This is a genomic window from Cytophagales bacterium (assembly GCA_019456305.1).
GTDB lineage: Bacteria > Bacteroidota > Bacteroidia > Cytophagales > VRUD01 > VRUD01.
Map to the genome: position 1 here is coordinate 1 of VRUD01000080.1, position 19901 is coordinate 19901.

Below are 19901 nucleotides of genomic sequence, written 5' to 3' on the forward strand. Positions count from 1 at the left end.
TAAAAGAACATAGGAAAAAGAAAGCAATTGATGAAATTTTAAATCAGTAAAACCAACCACCTTTTGTCTATTAGACCTAAATTATGGTTATATCTTAATTTGCCTTGCACACAACGGACAGCGCTAAATTCAGTGCGGGATTAAAAGCATCGTACTTGTCCCACGAGAACAAAGATAGAAGAAAGAACAGACCTTTCAAACTACCACTACACCTGCATTGAATCTAGCGCATGTTATAAACAGTAGGGCAAATTTCTGTCCAACGCAATGACCGTATTTTAATGCTACCTACCAAAAATATTTTGTTTTTTAGGGGGTCTTTTTTTGGTGGGGCAGCCGCACTCTTTTGCAATTTTTTGACTTGGTGGAGGGGTTGAGCGAAATTGCAAATGTGTGTGACTGCTGCGTTGGCTTTTTCCCATTCTATCCCCAAATCTTTATTGTCTTTGCATCAAACACTCTTATTGGACAATGAATTTTGCTTTGGATTGACTTGATATGTTCCAAACCTTTTTCAGAAAATACTCCTATGTAAATGCTATTTAGCATGAACCAATTTCCGTTTTTATCTTTTCGCTTTTTACTCGCCTTGTTGATTGCTGCAATAATGTGTTCGTCATGCTCGCCAAATCCAAAACCGAAAACTATAAGCGAACCATTGATTGTAGAAAGTGCTTCATAGCAATAAGAAAGATACTTGTTGTGGACAATATGTATCAATTTTTCATAACCGTTTCCTGCTGTAACAAAAATCGGATATTCTTCTTTCTCCATTCTTGTTTTTATGTTTTGCAGAAGCAAGTGTTCTCCACCTGTGTATTCTTCTTTGATAACTTCAATACCTGTGTCAAACAACTGCAATGCTCCATGCAAGTAATGAACTGTCTGAATACCTTTATATTTGCCCCAGCGTAATTCAGAATAATCTCTGTCGTCTGGTTCAACCCACTCGTCTGTTTCTTCTGCATCTCTGCCAAATCCATCAATGGCATTTTCAATTTCGTTTCGCATCAACACCCAATAAAGAAGCAAATCATAATTGGTTGTGAAAATGTGTCCTTCATTTGAAAGAAAAGAATTTAAGAACCCTGCACATACTTTACTCTTTTCATCTGGAATTGCAAAAACATGTTCGGGATGCAATTCTTTAATTGCATCAATCAAACTTTCTTTGAGTGTAGTTGTTGCCTGTCTTATTTTATCTACCACTTTTTTGTCTGCACCAAAAACCTCTGCTATTTGAGCAACATTTTCTAATTGCTGCATCATCAATTCAAAGTTGCTTGTCTTTACAATCTGAAAAAGTTTTTGCAAAACTTCATTGTCCAATTTTTCAAGGAACTGGCTCAATGCGTTGTAAGAAAATATTTTTGCATCATAAGACATGCTGAAACCATTTCCTAAAAGTAAATGCTTCTGTCGGTTCTTGAGATGCTTTACAACATCAGCGTATGATTGCAATTCAGCGTATGATGGTAATTCTTGTTTTGCCATTCTTTAATATTTTATTCCTCTGCTGCAATTGAAAGTTTCTCCTCTGGCATTGCATACTCTTTTGGTGCTGCTTGCCACAACTTATTTATTTCATCTTTTATTTTTTGCTCAAAGATTTCAATGAGTTGTTTGTTTGAATTTACTAATGCTTGTTCTTCTTCAATTCGTTTTACGATTTGCTGTTGTTCTTCTAAAGTAGGAATTGGAATTTCTAAATTGTTCAAAGCAGCTTGATTCAAACTCTTAATGTTTGCTCCTGTTCCTGAATCAATAAGTTTGTTTCTTAGTGTGTCTGATTTGAAAAGATAAGCGTAAAACTTTGGAAGAAAATTTTCAGAATTGAATCTGCACCGTATAGTGAAACCTGAAAAGGTTGCTTTGAAGTTTAACTCTGGAATTAAAACGCATCTTCCAATTAAATCTTGATTTCCATTTGAACGCACAAAAACTAAATCGCCAAATTTCAATTCATAGTTTTCATTTAGCTGATTGTCTATTTGCACTGAATCAAAACTTTCAAGGGGTGCAAATAAATTGTTCTTAAAATCTTTCACACCTAAAACTTTTACCTTTGAACCTTTGCTGTCCTTTGTGTAATTGATTCCGTTTTTGAAAGTAGCAACATCACCCAACTTCACTATTTCCCAACTGGGGTTAAACTCAATTTGAGGTTTGAAACTTTCTGTTACTTGCTTTGCTCCATCAATTAACTTTTGATATAATTCTAACTTACTTACAAACTGTTCTTGAATTGAGAGAGGCGGCAATGGAATTTTAAAATCGGTAAGCATGCCTACCTTAATGTATGGCATTGTATTGCCTTGCTTAATTTCATTTAAATAGACAGGCAGTATTTCTTTCAAAACAAAAAACAAATAGTGAGGAGAAATATTTTTAAAATTATTTAGAACATAAGTTCGCTGATATGCTTCAAATTTTCCTTTGAAATATTTTACATCGCCAACGACACCATTACCTGCAATTAAAAGTGCTTCTGTGTCAAATGAAAATTCATCTGAAAAAGTGCATTCTTTTGCACAAGTGAAAAATGGGTAAATTCCATTTGGATTTCCTTGGTTGACATCTTTCTTGCCAGTTTTTATTTCAACCAAATCACCTAACTTCATCATTTCAAAATCACTCTTCTGAACATTTCCATTTACACGATAGCGGTCAATTGATAAATTGTAATCAGCATCAGCACCAATTTTTTCTTTCTCTACTAAGAAAACATTTTTGTTGTCGCTTTCAAAATCGGTGTTGTCTTGTAATACTTGTTTGTATTGCTGCAATAATTCTAAACAAGCTGTCAAATCATTTTTATCAATGGCTCTGCGTTGTGCTCCCAAATCAAAACCATCACTTTCAATTTTTACAAATAGAATGTTGTCAGTTTTTTTTGCAAGCGTTTTATCCATTAGCAGAATAGAAGTTTTTACTCCGCTGTATGGATTAAAAATTCCTGCTGGCAAACTCACTACGGCATACAAATAATTTTTGTCAACCAACATTTTCCGCAATGCTTTGTAAGCATTTGAACTTTGAAAAATAATTCCTTCGGGGACAATTATTCCTGCTCTGCCCGTGCTTGGGTGTATGTGTTCTGCTATATAATCCACAAACAACACTTCACTGCGGTTTGCCTGAACCGTAAATTTTTTGTGTGGTTTAATTCCTCCCTTGGGTGTCATGAAAGGTGGATTCGCAATTATCACATCATAATATTCACTCCATCTTTCTTCACTTGTAAGAGTATCATATTCGTAAATGCTCGGTGTTGTGAAACCATGCAAATACAAATTCACCAAACTCAACCGCACCATGTCAGGTGAAATGTCATAACCAACAAAATTCTGTATCATCTTTTTTCTGCTGTCAGGTGTTAGCAAATCACCTTTGTTCTTCTTGGTGTTCTCATGCAGAATATGTTTGTAAGAAGAAATTAAAAAACCTGCTGTGCCACATGCAGGGTCAAGAATGGTTTCATTCTTTTTGGGCTGCATCACTTCAACAATAAAATCAATGATGTGTCGTGGTGTTCTGAATTGCCCTGCATCGCCTTGTGAACCCATAACAGAAAGCAAGTATTCAAAAGCATCACCCAACATTTCGCTGTGGTCGTAACTGAATTCATTGATTGTTTTCAAAAACAATTTCAAAGTTTCGGGGTCACGATAGGGAAGGTAAGCGTTCTTAAAAATGTCACGGAACAATTGCGGTATGTTCGGATTTAAATTCAGTTTTACAATTGCTTCACCGTAAAGCGTAAGCATTTCGTGTCCGCCAACTTTTGTATCAAAAATATTTGTCCAACCGTATTGCTCATATTCACCAGTGAAAAAAGTTGCCTTGCCACCAAAAGAAATTGCTTCCTTGTCCATGTCGTCCATGAACTTGTAAATAAGAGCAATCGTAATTTGCTCCACCTGACTTTTCGGGTCGGGAACTTTACCCACTAAAATATCACGGGCTGTATCAATTCTTCTTTTGGTTTCTGTATCAAGCATATTTTTAAGCTGTAAAGCGGTTTAGTGAAATGTTTTCTTTTATGTATTGTGGAATAAGATTACGCAATTCGGGTGTGAGCTTACGAAACACATCTCCGTTTGGATTGGTGTTGAGCAAAGCGAAATTTTTATTTTCAATTATCTCACGGAATTCGCTGTCGGTGATGTAACTCTTGAAATAATTTTTTGCGTAGTAAAAAATCTGTTCGTCCGGTAAATACCTGCTGTCAAATTTTTCAAACTCATCTTCCAGTAATTCGTCTTTGCTTTTGAAGTAGGGAATGAAGCCAAACATCTTTTCAATGATTTCACGAAGCGTTAATTTTCTGTCAACCTTTGCTGCTGTTTGTAATTTAGTGAGATTGAAAAAATCTTCGGGCTTCTCGAAAATGTTTTGCAGAATATATTTTTCAATCGCTTCCATATCTCTTTTCTCAATCATCTTCTGCACTGCTGCATCTTCTTTAATCGTTGCTTCAAAGCGGTCAAAATACATTCTATCAATCTTCATTCCCCACACTCCAACTTCTGATTCCTTCCAAACTTTTAAAGGGTCTTGTTTTGTGCTGTCATAATCATAGGGAACGGTGTAACCGCCTCCTCCACCTTCACTACTTTCTCCTTTCGGTGGAAGTTTGAGGACTTCATCATAATTAAATTTTTCTTCAAAATATTCGCAATTGGCAAAGAAGTCAAACAGTTTGAAATTCTTTTTCTCTGGTTGCAAAACTTGTTTTGCGAGTTCCTTGTTTAAGAGTTCTTTCAAAAAATTATACTTCCGTGTTCCTCTGCCTTTGATTTGAATAAAATCTGTCGGAGAAAAAATTGGTCGCATCAAAGCAACATTCATCAAGTCGGGGCAATCATAACCAGTTGTCATCATGCCAACGGTTACGCAAACCCTTGTCTTACTTGTTTTATAAAGCGGATTAAAATTTCCCGTTCCGTTTAAATTGTTGTTCGTAAAATTTATCGTGAACTGCTGTGCATCCGTAACTAATGAACTTACCTGCAAAGCAAAGTCCGATTGATATTTATTCGGAAACATTTTGTCAGCAAGTTCATTTAGTATTTGAGTAATTTTTGCCGCATGGTTTTGACGGACACAAAAGATTATTGACTTTCCTGTTTCACCGGTAACAGGGTCACGAAGTGCATTCTCTAAAAATGTTTTGCAAAAAATTCTGTTGGTGTTATCACTGAAAAATTTCTTTTCAAAATCCCTTTGAAAAAACGATTCCTTTTCCTCATTACCATCTGCATCTGTTGTTGTTACACTGTAACCTTCATCTGCTAAAAGTTGAGTGGTGATTTCCGTTCTGGCATCAGCCACAATCGGATTCACTAAAAAACCGTCTTTCACTCCTTGCAACAAAGAATATTGAAAAGTAGGTTTGCCGTCTGCACAACCGAAGGTTGAGTATGTGTCAAGCAACATTCTCCTTTCTAATTCTCTTGGGTCTTTCTCGTTTAGTTTTTCGGGGTCAATCTTTTTCAGATAATCTTTTGGCGTTGCTGTCAAACCTAATTTGTAGCCAATGAAATATTCAAAAACTGCTCTGCTGTTTCCTCCAATGCTTCGGTGTGCTTCATCTGATATTACTAAGTCAAAATCTGTCGATGCAAAAATCCTTTTATATTTGTTCTTGAATAAAAATGATTGAACGGTTGAAACTACAATCTCATTTTTTCTCCAGTCGTCTCGGTTCTCTTTGTAGATGCAACATTGGTAGTCATTCCGCAAATATTCTTTAAATGCTTTGTCTGCCTGGTCTTCCAATTCTAAACGGTCAACTAAAAACAAAACTCGTCTTGCGTTTCCAGTTCGCAAAAATAATTTGATAACGGCTGCTGCTGTTAAAGTTTTCCCTGTGCCTGTTGCCATCTCAAAAAGAAAGCGGTCTTTGCCGTCTTTTACTTCCTGTTGAATTTTCTCAACTGCATTCACCTGATACTTTCGCAACAAACGAAATTTGTTTTCTTCCAAATAAATTTTGCGTTGCGTTTCATCAATCCATCTTGGGTCTTTGTTATAATCAGGTTTTTGAGTAGTAACGATGTAATCTTCTTTTACACTTTCGTTAATCAAACTTTGTGGATTCGGTTTGAAAGAAGTGTAAGCACCAACTGTTTCAGGTGTCGGAAATTTTGAAATGATGTTTGGATTTCCTCTTTGCAAATCCCACAAATAATGTTGGTTGCCGTTGGAGAGTATAACGAAACGGCACTTTTGTGCCGTTGCATATTTTCTTGCTTGCTCTTTTGCAGTAAGCGGGTTTATTTCTTCTTTCTTGGCTTCTAAAACTATTAACGGAAAACCTTTGTCGTCTAAAAGCAAGTAGTCAATGAAACCATTTGAAGTTTTTTCAAAGTCGTCCCCGAAATTGTCAAGCTGATGTTGAATTATTTTGGTGTTTGGCTCTAAAACAATATTGGCAGGTCTGCCGTCCTTGTCAAAGAACCGCCAACCTGCTTCTTCCAACAGTTTATTGATTTTTATTCTTGCTTTTGCCTCTGCCATTTAAGTCGTAAATATCAGGATTTAAAAAAACGCGTTGGTAAAATTGGCTCTTTTGACTTTGCCCCTATGTTAACTTTTGCGGTTGGGGGCAAAGGCAAATGTGCCAATGTGGGCAGACAAAAAGCGCGGTGGCAAAAAACTTTTTCTAATTCGTTCAAGTTACCTGTCAAGCTGTCCACGAAGCACTGATTTGTCCGCAATTTTAATTTTCTGAATGTCCAAAATGTGTCAGTCAGTTGCATTTTTCCTTTTATAGTTGCTAACGAATGTATAAACCAAATATTTGGTTTATATTGACCTATGTGTTGGAAAAAATTTGGTATATTCGCCCATATTGGGTGGGTATTCCAATTTATCCTGTGCTTACTTTTAACTTTTTCCTGTTAATTTTTTCAAATTATTTCAAAATTATTCAATTTCGGGGTAAAGGTTTTTCAAAAGCTTCTAATAATATCTTCACAACTAATTGAATCACCCGATAATTTTATCTTCGCCATTGAATAAAATTTTAATCGCTTCTCCCTTAATTTAGTTAAGTGATGGTACAATTCCTTCTTTTTGTAACCTTTAAGCATTGGCTTTTGCTTTAGATCATAACCCCCTTTTGAAAGTCTTTTGATTATCTCTTGAATTGTAACATCAAGGAAAACGGTAATCCCATTATCATTCATAAAATTCATATTATCATAAAAGCAGGGCATTCCGCCTCCGGTAGCTATCACTGTTTTTTTACTATTTACCTGCAAAGACGATACGATCTGGCGTAGGAAATCCTTTTCAAGCTTTCTGAAATACATTAACCCTTTTTCTTTAAAGATCTGATTGATTGAACAACCCTCAGAGCTTGCAATCCGGGTATCTGAATCAATAAACTCAAAATTAAGCTTACATGCAAGCTCTTTGCCCAAAGAAGTTTTACCACTATTAATAATCCCCACTAGAAATATGTTCATAATAATAAATGCCTGCCCGCCACTGCGTTTTGGCAGGCGGGCCTAAAATACTTAAAATAACTAAAATGGTTATTGGTTGGGTGGTCGGTTAGTTACCCCGCACATAAATTTTTTGATATATTATTTTGTAACTAATCAGTCGGCAGTCCACAGTCGGCAGTCGGCAATCGGCAGTCGGCAGTCGGCAGTCGGCAGTCGGCAGTCGGCAATCGGCAGTCGGCAGTCCACAGTCGGCAATCGGCAGTCGGCAATCGGCAGTCGGCAGTCGGCAGTCAGCAATCGGCAATCGGCAGTCGGCAGTCCACAATCGGCAAAAAAGAAAATAACAATCAAACCATTATAACAATATGGCAGCTGGATTTAGAAACTTTACTGTGTATAAAAAATCATTTGCACTTGCAAAAGTTAAAAGTCGGTAATCGGCAGTCAACAGTCGGCAAAAACAATTGCCGACTGTGGACTGCCGACTGATTAGTTATGGCATTTTACATTTTAGGCATTTCTTATTTTTTCATTCCAACCTTACTCTTGGATCGAGCATAGCATATAAAATATCAACAAAAATAGTAATTATTACAAAAACAAACCCTATAAAAAGCGTACATCCCATTACTACCGGAAAATCCAGGTTAAATACTGCCCGTATTGTTACCGATCCCAGGCCTTTCCAATTAAAAATATATTCTATAAAAAAAGCACCGGCTATAAGAGTTGCCAACCATCCTGAAACGGCTGTAATAACAGGATTTAAGGCATTTTTTAAGGCATGCTTTAAAATTATCGTGTAATATTTTAAGCCTTTAGCATGGGCCGTGCGGATATAATCCTGGGTTAATACATCCAGCATTGAACTGCGGGTTAATTGCGTAATGATAGCTACTGGTCTAATGCCCAAGGCAAATGCAGGCAATATGATATTCTTAAGTTCTAACCTCCGGCCATAAATAGGATCCGTTACCCAGAGCTGCCCGGTGAGGTTTAATCCCGTATAATCACTTAAATAAAAGCCAAAAGTTATCGATATGAGAATTGCGGAGACAAAAGAAGGAGCAGATATCCCTACTACTGAAAGTGTAACCATAGAATGGTCTAACACGCTGTTTTGTTTCAATGCAGCAAGTATACCGAATGTGATGCCAAAGAATGTGGCAAAAGTCATAGATACAAGAGCGAGCCAGAAACTGCCTACAATATTATCAGCTATAATCTCGTCAACCCTTTTATTTGTACTAAATGACCTCCTTAAATAAGGTGTTTTTAATACCAGGACAGATCCACCTATGGGGAATATCTCCGCGTAGTTATATTTTTTCTTATTTTCTACCTTATCCTGGTGAACTGATAGAGGTGACAGATCATTGAGATAATAAACTAATTGAACAAGCAACGGCTTATCAAGTCCCAATTCTTTGGTAATAGCTTCCCTGGTAGAAACATCGGTTCTTTGACCAGCCATCATCGCAACAGGATCGCCCGGCAGCGCATGAAAAATAAAAAATACCACGATCACTACCCCTAAAAGCACTACAAATCCGTAACCAAGTCGCTTGACGAAATATTTTGTCATAATTCAAACCACAGATTACACAGATTTTTGTTAATGCTACGATTTTAAGACTTCACAAAAACAAATTTCACAGGTGGTTATAAATACAATAGGCTTTAGTTTAAACTAACGTTGCAAAATGTATAATTTTTCAAAATCACATTAAATACCTTTAAGTCGGCAGTCGACAGTCCACAGTCTACAGTCGGCAGTCGGCAGTCGGCAATTGTTTTTTGCTTTTTTGCCGACTGCCGATTGCCGACTTTATCAATTTTGCCTTTTTGCCGATTATCGACTGCCGATTTTATCAATTTCGTGTACATTTACAGAGCTAATATACAGTTTAACACGCTATATTAAACTAAAGCCATACAATATAATCGGTGTAATCGGTGTAATCTGTGTTTAAATTAAAGATTTAATATCTTCAACATCCGGCACATCATTATAGTGCCATTTGCCTATCACAGTTCCATTTTGCATTAATATTAAGCCTGGATTTGAACGGACCATTGTTTTCAGTACAGTAGCATCTGAAAAATAATAGGGTACTGCAAGCTGAACTTCATGCCTGAACACATCATAGGCCGATTCATCTGTAGATGTTAGAACCATCGGTTCAATGCCCATGTCTTCCAGATGCTTAACAAGAGCAACAATCTTTTCTATATTTTTTGTATTTGTTTTATCTACATCATTGATCACGATCAATAATTTTTTTCCCTCAAAAGTAGCTTGTGTGAAATCGCCTTCATCATTTTTTACGCTATAATCTGTTATTTTTGGCTGTGACATTTCATCCAATTCATCCTGGGACAAAACCTTGCCATCTTCGTTCAATGTAAGCAATTCCTTGTATTGATAGGTAGTATCATTTTGCCAACTATCAAATTCATACGACTTTCCATCCTTTTCAAATATATACCTGTATTTGAGATTTAGTGTGGGTATTTCCATCAATTCAGGTATATTGGATCCAACCTTATAAGGACGGAAATCAATAAATGGCAAATGCCTGATAGCATAAATGGCTATAAATAAGGGAATTACACATGAAACTATAAATAAAACAAAACCTGCTTTTTTAGTCAAAAGTTCCCTAAAAGCATTTCTTTTAAAAAATAATATTGAGATCATAAAAAACAGGGTAATATCCTTGGTAAAAGACTCCCAGGGGGTGAGCTTAATGGCATCGCCAAAGCAGCCGCAATCAGTTACCTTACCCGTATAACCGGAATAGAATGTAAGAAATGTGAAAAAAATGATCAGGCCCAAAAGCACCCAAATCAACCGTTTCATTTGATACTGGATAAGCAATGCCACCCCCAATACCACTTCCAGCGCGCTCTGAAAAACTGAAAAGAACAAGGAAGCAGGGATAAGAAATGTTGTGCCAAACACTTCAAAATATTCCTCAAGCTTGATCCCTGTACCTACCGGGTCGTTCAATTTGATAAGACCGGAAAAGATAAACAGTACCCCTACGAGTACGCGGATAATTAAAATAACAGCTCTCATTTTTAAATTGTGTTTAAGTATCTTTTAATTTTATAAGTGCAAATACAGCATAATTAATAATATCCTGGTAATTGGATTCAATGCCTTCAGAAACTACGGTTTTCCCTTTATTATGTTCTATTTGTTTTATCCTGAGCAATTTTACTAAAATAATATCAGTGATAGAGCTTACACGGATATCCTTCCATGCTTCATCGTAATCATGATTTTTTTTCAGTAAAAGCTCTCTTGTATTAGTAAAATGCTTTTTATACAGCTTGTTTAATTGATCCTGTGATAATTCTAATTCATTGCCGTTGATCTTTTCTGTGTCAGGAGAAAGAGCAGGAATGCCAAGCTCACTTTGAATTAAAGCAATAAGGCAATAATTAATAATTCCGATAAACTCATGATCTATACTATCCTCAATTTTTTGTGTACCTTTGTCCTGGATAGAACGGATCCTTTTAGCCTTTATAAAGATCTGGTCGGTAACAGATGGGAGCCTTAATGCGCGCCATGCAGTGCCATAATCTTTTGTTTTACGCTTAAAAATATCCGAAGCTAATTCTATTATCTTGTTGAATTGTATGATTGTTTGGTCTGTCAATTTATAATTCGTGAAAATGTTTTACTAATGCCGAAGAATCAACATATAGGTTCATATTCTATCCTCTCTGTTTGATACAATGTCATCTGACAGATTACCTTTTATATTTTTAAGCGCTTCCCTAACTTTCAGATAAGAAAATTTACCTGATTCTTTATCTTTTTTCTTTATTCTTCTGTCTTTCATATTAAGCACTATTCCATAAATGATCATCATTTCCTTATCACTTAAATTATTAAGTTCTTCAATGGTATTTTGTTTTATATTCATTTTCTTTGTACTTTGTTTTTCAGCAAATTTAATAATAAATTTTAAAAAATTATAATAGTGAGTAAAGATACGAGTTTTCATTTAAAAAAAACACTAAATTTAAAAGGAAAAATATTTGACCTTTCTACTCCCATTGTTATTGGTATATTAAATGTTACTCCTGATTCGTTCTATGATGGTGGATTATATGAAAATGAACCGGCAATTATTGAGAGAGCCAGTACAATAATTGAGCAGGGAGGCAGTATTATTGATGTAGGAGGGTATTCATCAAGGCCTGGAGCTGCTGACATTTCTGAAGACGAAGAGATCAAAAGAGTTACTGCTGCTATCAAGTCGATCTTAAAAGCATATCCCGAAGCAACAATATCAATAGATACATTCAGGGCAAGGGTAGCAGCAGTTGCCATAGAAATGGGGGCAGCTATGATCAATGATATTTCAGGGGGAGCGCTTGATAACAAAATGTTTGATATGGTAGGGAAGTTGAATGTACCCTATATTTTAATGCATATGCGAGGCACCCCTCAAACGATGCAATCTTTAACAGATTATGATAATATTTTACTTGATCTGATCACCTGGTTTGAAAAAAAGGTCTATCAACTCAACCAATTAGGCGTAAATGATATAATCATTGACCCCGGATTTGGATTTGCAAAAACTAATCATCAAAATTTTGAATTATTAAAAAAAATAAGTAACTTTAAAATGTTAAATTTGCCTGTTTTAGCAGGAATTTCAAGAAAGTCGCTAATCTGTAAAACTTTGAATATTACACCTGAAGAATCAACAAATGGAACGACTGTTTTAAATACAATAGCATTAATAAATGGTGCGAACATCCTGCGTGTTCATGATGTAAAGGAAGCGGTAGAGGTTATTAAACTAATTGAGGTAGCAAAATAATTAATTTGAAAATATACTAATTTTGATAATTCGAAAAATGATTATCAAATTACCAAATCATCAAATTGAAACTTTTATTTTTCATCGGATTTTTAGAAATCACCTGGATAGATATCTTTGACGTCCTTTTGGTCGCCATTTTACTTTACTTAGTGTATCAGCTGCTTAAAGGAAGTGTAGCGGTTAAAATATTAATCGGTGTTCTTTCAATCTACCTTATCTACCTGATGGTGAAAGCTGCCGGGATGCAACTTTTTACGTCTATTCTGGAAGCTATCGTGGCGGTAGGTGTTCTGGCAGCGATCATTATTTTTCAACCGGAGATCAGAAGGTTTTTGTTGTTGATCGGTAGATCCACTCCACTAAATAAAGAGGTGTTTTTAAAAAGATTTCTCTGGAAGCGGGCGTTTTCATCCGGAAGATTAAATCTGACACCGATCATAGAAGCAACCAAAACACTTGGCGGTTCTGCTACTGGCGCATTGATCGTATTTGCTAAAAGTTCTCAACTAAAATTTTATGCTGAATCGGGTGATATTATTGATGCCGATATATCTAAAAGATTATTGCTTACTATTTTTAATAAAAACAGCCCCCTCCATGACGGAGCGGTCATAATTTCAAACAATAGAATAAAAGCCGCAAGGTGCATCTTACCCATTTCAGAAAATGATGACCTGCCGGCTTCTTTTGGCATGAGACACAGAGCAGCGATTGGTATGACACAGGTTACCGATAGCGTTGTGCTGGTAGTTTCTGAAGAAACGGGACAGCTTTCCATAACCAAAAATGGCAGGTTCTATGACAACCTATCCCCTTCAGAATTGAGAAAAAAGCTTAACTACTTTCTTTATGAAGAGGAAGAGAAAATTCAAATTGAAGAAGAGGAAACAACAGTTGACAGTTAACAATGGGCAAAAATTGTCAATTTTTTACTGTACCTTCTTTTTACCAAAAAACTCATCCAGTTCCTCCTCATTGAGTCGCATAAATCTAATCAATCCCTCTGCATCATCTGCAAAATCGTGGCCGGGATAAGATTTAATAAATAATTTTAGTTTACCGATCGCATTGGTGGTATCCTGCAGCTCGCTGTAAGCATTGCCCAGGTGAAAAAGCATCATTGGCCTGTTTTCGTACCCGGGATAATCATTATAACCCTTTTCATAAAGCCTGATGGCCTTCCTGTGGTTGCCAAGTATGTTTTGATAGTTATAAGCTGCTTTGAACAAATACTGTGCACTTTCCGGATCTTCAGGATAATCTGCTGCATAATATTCATAAGCCTGGATGGTATACATAGCCAGTTTAATATCCAGCTTTTTGCTCTTTTCGAGTGATTGTGTAAATAAATTTTCCAGGCTGTCAACCCTGTGCTGCGCTTGTTGTTTTTTGGAAAGAGGGTGTTTTTCCTTGTTATAACAGCTCCACATGAATGAGATTGAAAGAACGAGTAAAATAAGATTTTTCATCATCTGTATTGATTTTAACTGAAAACTGTATCCTTATGAGTTTTGGACGACTTGTCAATCCTTACAATTGGAACTCTCTTTTTATTTAGCTCTTTAATATTCATAGTGCAAAGATAATCAATTTTTTCGTTTTATAAGAAATCCATCGTAATCAATGTTTTTTTTGAAATTCGGTAACAAAAAAGGGCGTGAACCCTCTACTGAAATTCAGCCCGAAGAAGGTATCGCGAAATACCTTGACACAGTTGAATACAGCAAAAGGAAACACACCCGTCCGGGTGCTTCCTCCGACTGTTTCTCTGTGTCTTATTATTCGCGATTTTACTTCGAGAGAAATGTCAGTAACGCAATTTTTTGTTATGTTTTGGTTTGTTATGTTTCTTATTCTTGCAAATGTCTCAATGATGGTAAGAGTTGTTTGTGTTGCCCGCTTGCCTTTGATAATAGTAGCGAGCATATAGAGCCCCTTTTCAGTGAATGCTTTGGGCAACTTTACTTTCCCTCCTCCACGAGGTGAAGTCAAAAATTTTGATTTCACCGGTTCCCATTCTTTTGGGGTAAGTTTCATAACATATCCTTCGGGGAACTTCTCCGGATTATTTTTTACAGCTTGATTTATCTCTCGTGTTTCAACAGCATAGAGAGCAGCCACATCGCTATCCAGAATAACGTACTCATCCCGGAGTTCAATGATTTTGCTTTCAACATTTTCAAATTTTACGGGTAATTCCATGATCTTATCTGTTTAATGACAGACAGCCAGTGATGGCTTATTTTCTTTCTGCGCGAGGGTGAAAAAAATCTTTTTCAATCTTCACCATCTTCCATCAATGTATCAAACGGACTTTTAATCTAACCATTGTAACACCTATTTCCAAATACCTATTGCCTATCGGAGTGCAACGGAGATCCCGACAAGTAGAGACACGGTGCACCATGTCTCTACTTGTCGGGACCGCCAACTTCTCTTTCAACTTCACTAAATGCTTTAACAGCTTTGTCCAAATGCTCCCTTTCATGTAATGCAGAGATCTGGACACGTATCCGTGCCTGATCTTTGGGGACTACAGGGTAAAAAAATCCAATCACATAGATGCCTTTATCAAGCAATCTGGCGGCAAAATCCTGTGCAAGCTTAGCATCGTAAAGCATGATCGGCACGATTGGATGCGTACCGGGTTTAATATCAAACCCTGCAGCGGTCATTTTTGTGCGGAACCAGGTGGTGTTTTCTTCCAGCTTATCCCGCAATTCCGTTGTCTGGTTCAGCAGGTCAATCACTTTAATGGAAGCCCCAACCACAGAAGGAGCTACGGTATTGGAAAAAAGATAGGGCCGTGAACGCTGCCTGAGCATTTCAATGATCTCTTTTCTGCCGGAGGTAAAGCCTCCTGATGCTCCCCCTAATGCCTTGCCCAGGGTGCTGGTGATAATGTCAATGCTGCCCATTACATTGCAGTGCTCGTGGGTACCTTTGCCTGTTTTACCCATAAATCCTGTAGAATGGCTGTCATCCACCATTACCAGGGCATCATATTTCTCTGCCAGGCCGCATATTTTGTCTAATTTGGCAATGTCACCATCCATAGAGAAAACCCCATCTGTGACGATGATCTTATGCCGGGTGCTTTGTGCCTCTTTCAATTTTGCTTCCAGATTTTGCATATCGCTGTGTTTATAGCGAAAGCGCTGGGCTTTGCACAACCTTACGCCATCAATGACAGAGGCATGGTTTAATTCATCAGAAATGATGGCATCTTCAGCGCTAAGCAAGGGCTCAAATACACCGCCATTGGCATCAAAGCAGGCAGCGTAAAGAATGGTATCTTCAGTACCCAGGAAATCTGAGATTTTTCTTTCAAGCTCTTTATGTATGTCCTGCGTACCACATATAAATCGTACCGAGCTCATCCCGTAACCGTGTGTATCGATCGTTTTTTTAGCCGCTTCGATTACAGCAGGATGAGAAGAAAGGCCCAGGTAGTTGTTTGCACAGAAATTGATCACCTCTTTCCCGTCAGTGGTCTTTATTGCTGCACTTTGCGGTGTGGTGATGATGCGCTCATCTTTGTATAAACCGGAGGCTTTTATCTCTAGTAAATCTTTTTGCAGTGCGGTTTTTAAAGATCGAAACATAGAAAAATAATTTAAAAATGTGCCTGCACACCCCCGAGTACTCGGGATCAAATCCTGCAAATATAATTATATTTTCAATAGTTAAGGGCTTTTAGCTATTAGCTGTTGGCTAACAGCTAAAAGCTAACAGCTAATAGCTAATATCAAACACCCAGCGCCCAGCATCAATCCTTACTTTGCCAGGTCATGTCTCAGTTGCAAATATTCTTCCCATATTTCTTTTAAGATTTCCGCAGCAGGCTTTATTTCGTTGATCACGGCAGAAACTTGCCCTATTTCAAGCTCTCCCTCGTCCAGGTTGCCTTCAAACATCCCTTTTTTTGCACGGGCTCTTCCCAAAAGTTCTTTTAATTCTTCCGGAGCAGCGCCTTTATCTTCAGCTTCCCGTACCCGCTGGTAAAATTTATTTTTAATCATCCTTACAGGTACTAATTTCTTCATAGTTAATTTGGTATCACCTTCTTTACATAGAACAATTTCATTCTTGAAATTGATGTGTCCGGATGATTCTTCTGAGGCGGCAAACCTGCTGCCTATCTGAACGCCATCTGCACCTAAAACCATAGCTGCCAGCATACTTCTGCCAGTGGCAATCCCGCCCGCTGCCAATAATGGCAGCGAAACGGCTTCCCTAACCATCGGGATCAGGCAAAAGGTGGTCGTTTCTTCTCTTCCATTATGTCCGCCTGCTTCAAACCCCTCTGCTACGATGGCGTCCACGCCTGCATCTTCGGCTTTTTTTGCAAATTTTACGCTGGATACAACGTGAACAACAGTCACCCCATTCTCTTTCAAAAAGTGTGTCCACGATTTAGGATTGCCTGCTGAAGTAAAAACAATTTTAACACCTTCCTCCACAATAATATTCATGATCTTATCAATATCCGGGTACATCAAAGGAAAATTCACTCCAAAGGGCTTGCTTGTTGCCTTCTTACATTTTTGTATATGCATCCTTAAAACATCCGGATACATTGAAGCGGCCCCGATCAATCCCAAACCACCGGCATTGGAAACAGCAGATGCAAGCTCCCAGGGCGCACACCACAACATGCCTGCCTGGATGATGGGATATTTTATGCTAAATAATTTTGTAATTCTGTTTTGCATAATTGTGTAAATATAAATTGTAAATTATAAATTGCAAAATATTTCTCTCAAAGACCGCAAAGAAGAAAAAAAGAAAAAACTTTGCGCCTGCCTGCAGCAGGCAGGTCTTTGCGAGAAAAATAATATTTTAAACAATATGCTTCCCCTTGTCAGCATCATCGTCCTGAACTACAACGGCAAAAAGTTTTTGAAAGATTGCTTTGACACGCTTTTGAATTGTACCTATCCCAAACTTGAATTGATCATGGTAGATAACAGTTCAACAGACGATAGTGTAGCACTTATTTCAGAAAATTATAAACAGGTGAAGATCATTCAAACCGGCAGTAATTCAGGCTATAGCAAAGCTTATAATATATCTTTTAAACAGGCAAAAGGGAAATATTTTATTCTTTTAAATAATGATGTAAAAGTGGAACCGGATTGGATAGAACCATTGGTGGAAGCTGCCGAAAAGGATGAGAAAACAGGCGCGTTGCAGCCCAAGATAGTCTCTATGATAGATAAGGGATATTTTGAATATGCCGGCTCTTCAGGTGGATTTATGGATAAATATGGATTCCCGTTTTTGAGAGGCAGGGTCGTAAATACTATTGAAAAAGATTACGGACAGTATGATGATGAGGCCGAAGTATTCTGGACCAGTGGCGCTGCTATGTTTGTAAGGGCTGAAGCCTTGAATAAAAGCGGGGCGCTGGATGAAGATTTTGTGCATCACATGGAAGAGATTGATCTCTGCTGGAGGCTTCACCTTGCCGGCTATAAGCTGAAAGTGGTGCCATCATCTAAAATTCATCATTATGCGGGCGCTACCATAAAACAAGACAGTTTTATGAAAATGTACTGGAATCATAGAAACAGTGTATTCATGCTGATCAAAAACCTCGAATGGCATAATTTGATCCGGGTCTTGTTTGTTCGCTCAATTATAGACGTGCTTGCTGTGCTGTTTTCTCTAATGATCATGAATTTAGTGCACATGAGCGCCATTATAGTGGCTTATGGTTGGTTAATTCTTAATATCAGGCTTGTTTTGAAAAAAAGAAAGGAAACACAAAAGATGAGATCAGTGCCTGATAAACATATATTACCTAAATTATATCCCAAAAGTTTGGTGTTTCAATATTTTTTGAAAAAGAAAAGAACTTATCAAGATCTGAAATTGTCAAGGAAAAAGTAAAAAGTAAAAAGTAAAAAGTGAATTTATACTTTTTACTTTTTACTTTTTCCTTTTGTGAATAAAGAGCTGCATTAAGACAATATGTTGCAAAAATTAATAATAATAGGGTCAACCAGCACCCAGTAACCAGCATCCAGTAACTGATAATTTGATGCATGATGTTAATAATGATTACAATTTAAGTTGTTTTTTTTAATTTAGATTTTTAGGTGGTATTTATTTGTGATCTGTAAAAAGATTCATTATTTTTGTAAAATAAATAACCAAAAAAATCATCATGAAAACACTAAGTAACATATTATTAGCTGCAATATTTATTACCTGTGCCTTTAGCAGCAATTTTGCAATAGCACAAAGTAATGAAGTACCTTTTACACAAGACGATAGAGATAGGTTAATAAGATTAGAAGTACAAGGGGAAGAACGACACAATTCTGTACAAAATCAATTCAATTCTGTACAAAATCAATTCAATTCTGTACAAAATCAATTCAATTCTTTACAAAACCAAATTGCTGATCTTAAAAGCTCTTTACAAAAACAAATTGATTATTTTCAAACCTTTATGCTGTGGGGTTTTGGTATTCTTTTTGGTGGAATGGGTTTTCTTATTGGTTTTGTCCTCTGGGATAGACGTACTACTTTAGCTCCTGTTATAAAAGAAAATCAGGCAATAAAACGAGTTTTTCTCAGACTCGCTGAAAATAATACCGATGTAAAAGAAGCGTTAAAAGCAGAAGGAATTTTGTAAAAAACAAATGAAAAAATTAGTCCCTTTTTTGTCAATCCTGCTTTTTTTTCCTCTCTTTTTAGGAGAAGGATGCGGTGAGGCCTACGCCCAATGTAACACCTGGACCCAAAAGATGGATTTTGGTGGTACCGCAAGGCGGGCAGCAGTTGGATTTTCCATTGGCAACAAAGGATATATAGGCACCGGATGGGACGGGGTTTACAAAAAAGATTTCTGGGAATATGACATGCCTGGCAACACATGGTCACAGAAGGCAGACCTTAGTGGGCCGGTAAGGGCGACTCCAGTCGGCTTCTCTATCGGCAGCAAAGGCTATATCGGCACAGGTACTGATGGAGTAACGCTCTACCAGGATTTCTGGGAATATGATACGACCAGCAATACGTGGACACCAAAGGCAGACTTTGGCGGAACAGCAAGGTATGGGGCAGTTGGCTTTTCTATAGGCAGCAAGGGGTATATCGGCACGGGGAATAGCTGTAGTGCAAGTTGTTTCACACAAGACTTCTGGGAATATGACCCCGGCACAGATACCTGGACGCAAAAGGCAAACTTTGGCGGAACAGCCAGGTATTTAGCAGTCGGCTTTTCTATTGGCAACAAAGGGTATATTGGCACGGGGAATAGCTGTGGTGCGGTTTGTTTCCTTCAAGACTTCTGGGAATATGATACGATCAGCAACACCTGGATACAGAAGACAAACTTTGGAGGTGCAGCAAGACGCCAGGCAGTTGGTTTTTCAATAGGCAGCAGAGGGTATATTGGGACCGGGGATACCGGAACTGGCACACAAGACTTCTGGGAATATGATACGATTAGTAACACCTGGACCCAAAAGGCAAACTATGGTGGAATGGCAACGCGTACAGCTGCCGGTTTTTCTATTGGCAGCAAAGGTTATATCGGTACCGGGTGGAATGGAGCATCTAACTTTCAACAATTTTG

General features: G+C 37.5%; 17 protein-coding genes and 1 pseudogene. 5 read left to right on the forward strand and 13 right to left on the reverse strand.

The genetic code is table 11. From position 1 onward, the window contains the following. Nucleotides 1–423 precede the first annotated feature (423 nt). From FVQ77_14545 to FVQ77_14585, 9 genes and pseudogenes are all read right to left on the reverse strand, one after another. On the reverse strand, nt 424–1494 hold the full coding sequence (locus FVQ77_14545) for a DUF4917 family protein (GenBank protein ID MBW8051527.1): 1071 nt from the start codon (nt 1492–1494) through the stop codon (nt 424–426). Between the two features lie 11 nt (nt 1495–1505). Continuing rightward, nucleotides 1506–4001 carry an N-6 DNA methylase gene (locus tag FVQ77_14550; GenBank protein ID MBW8051528.1) on the reverse strand — a complete coding sequence of 832 codons (2496 nt, stop codon included), beginning with the start codon at nt 3999–4001 and terminating at the stop codon, nt 1506–1508. A 4-nt stretch (nt 4002–4005) separates the two neighbouring features. Beyond that, a complete protein-coding gene (locus FVQ77_14555; protein MBW8051529.1) occupies nt 4006–6522 on the reverse strand; it encodes a DEAD/DEAH box helicase in 2517 nt (838 codons plus the stop codon). A 434-nt stretch (nt 6523–6956) separates the two neighbouring features. Then, nucleotides 6957–7475 carry an AAA family ATPase gene (locus FVQ77_14560; protein ID MBW8051530.1) on the reverse strand — a complete coding sequence of 173 codons (519 nt, stop codon included), beginning with the start codon at nt 7473–7475 and terminating at the stop codon, nt 6957–6959. A gap of 88 nt (nt 7476–7563) precedes the next feature. After that, nucleotides 7564–7782, reverse strand: a pseudogene (locus tag FVQ77_14565) (hypothetical protein). 204 nt (nt 7783–7986) lie between these two features. Next, nucleotides 7987–9042, reverse strand: coding sequence for an ABC transporter permease (locus FVQ77_14570; GenBank protein ID MBW8051531.1), 1056 nt, complete (start codon nt 9040–9042; stop codon nt 7987–7989). Between the two features lie 384 nt (nt 9043–9426). Beyond that, a complete protein-coding gene (locus tag FVQ77_14575; protein MBW8051532.1) occupies nt 9427–10539 on the reverse strand; it encodes a DoxX family protein in 1113 nt (370 codons plus the stop codon). A 13-nt stretch (nt 10540–10552) separates the two neighbouring features. Beyond that, nucleotides 10553–11128 (reverse strand): DUF1599 domain-containing protein, encoded by a 576-nt coding sequence (locus FVQ77_14580; protein ID MBW8051533.1) that lies wholly within the window; start codon nt 11126–11128, stop codon nt 10553–10555. Between the two features lie 51 nt (nt 11129–11179). Beyond that, entirely contained in the window at nt 11180–11398 is a 219-nt protein-coding gene (locus FVQ77_14585; GenBank protein MBW8051534.1) for a hypothetical protein, read from the reverse strand. 54 nt (nt 11399–11452) lie between these two features. Between FVQ77_14585 and folP the strand changes: the two genes are divergently transcribed. Next, complete coding sequence (gene folP, locus FVQ77_14590; protein MBW8051535.1) at nt 11453–12307, forward strand: dihydropteroate synthase; 855 nt, start codon at nt 11453–11455, stop codon at nt 12305–12307. 65 nt (nt 12308–12372) lie between these two features. Next, the gene (locus tag FVQ77_14595; GenBank protein ID MBW8051536.1) at nt 12373–13215 is read left to right on the forward strand and encodes a TIGR00159 family protein; all 843 of its coding nucleotides are present in this window, start codon (nt 12373–12375) and stop codon (nt 13213–13215) included. 24 nt (nt 13216–13239) lie between these two features. Here FVQ77_14595 and FVQ77_14600 read toward each other — a convergent pair whose 3' ends face one another. The 4 genes from FVQ77_14600 to FVQ77_14615 form a co-directional block, all read right to left on the reverse strand. Then, nucleotides 13240–13782: a tetratricopeptide repeat protein gene (locus FVQ77_14600; GenBank protein ID MBW8051537.1), complete on the reverse strand. Its 543-nt coding sequence runs from the start codon at nt 13780–13782 to the stop codon at nt 13240–13242. A 148-nt stretch (nt 13783–13930) separates the two neighbouring features. After that, the gene (locus tag FVQ77_14605; protein MBW8051538.1) at nt 13931–14512 is read right to left on the reverse strand and encodes an ORF6N domain-containing protein; all 582 of its coding nucleotides are present in this window, start codon (nt 14510–14512) and stop codon (nt 13931–13933) included. Nucleotides 14513–14721: 209 nt separating this feature from the next. After that, a complete protein-coding gene (gene kbl, locus FVQ77_14610; GenBank protein ID MBW8051539.1) occupies nt 14722–15915 on the reverse strand; it encodes a glycine C-acetyltransferase in 1194 nt (397 codons plus the stop codon). Nucleotides 15916–16086: 171 nt separating this feature from the next. Continuing rightward, entirely contained in the window at nt 16087–17025 is a 939-nt protein-coding gene (locus tag FVQ77_14615) for a DUF561 domain-containing protein (protein MBW8051540.1), read from the reverse strand. A gap of 31 nt (nt 17026–17056) precedes the next feature. Here FVQ77_14615 and FVQ77_14620 point away from each other — a divergent pair, with 31 nt between their 5' ends. The 3 genes from FVQ77_14620 to FVQ77_14630 form a co-directional block, all read left to right on the forward strand. Continuing rightward, nucleotides 17057–18205, forward strand: a complete 1149-nt coding sequence (locus tag FVQ77_14620) for a glycosyltransferase family 2 protein (protein ID MBW8051541.1) — start codon at nt 17057–17059, stop codon at nt 18203–18205. A gap of 277 nt (nt 18206–18482) precedes the next feature. Next, the gene (locus FVQ77_14625; GenBank protein ID MBW8051542.1) at nt 18483–18956 is read left to right on the forward strand and encodes a hypothetical protein; all 474 of its coding nucleotides are present in this window, start codon (nt 18483–18485) and stop codon (nt 18954–18956) included. Between the two features lie 7 nt (nt 18957–18963). Continuing rightward, a partial coding sequence (locus FVQ77_14630; GenBank protein ID MBW8051543.1) for a galactose oxidase occupies nt 18964–19901 on the forward strand: 938 nt, incomplete at its 3' end.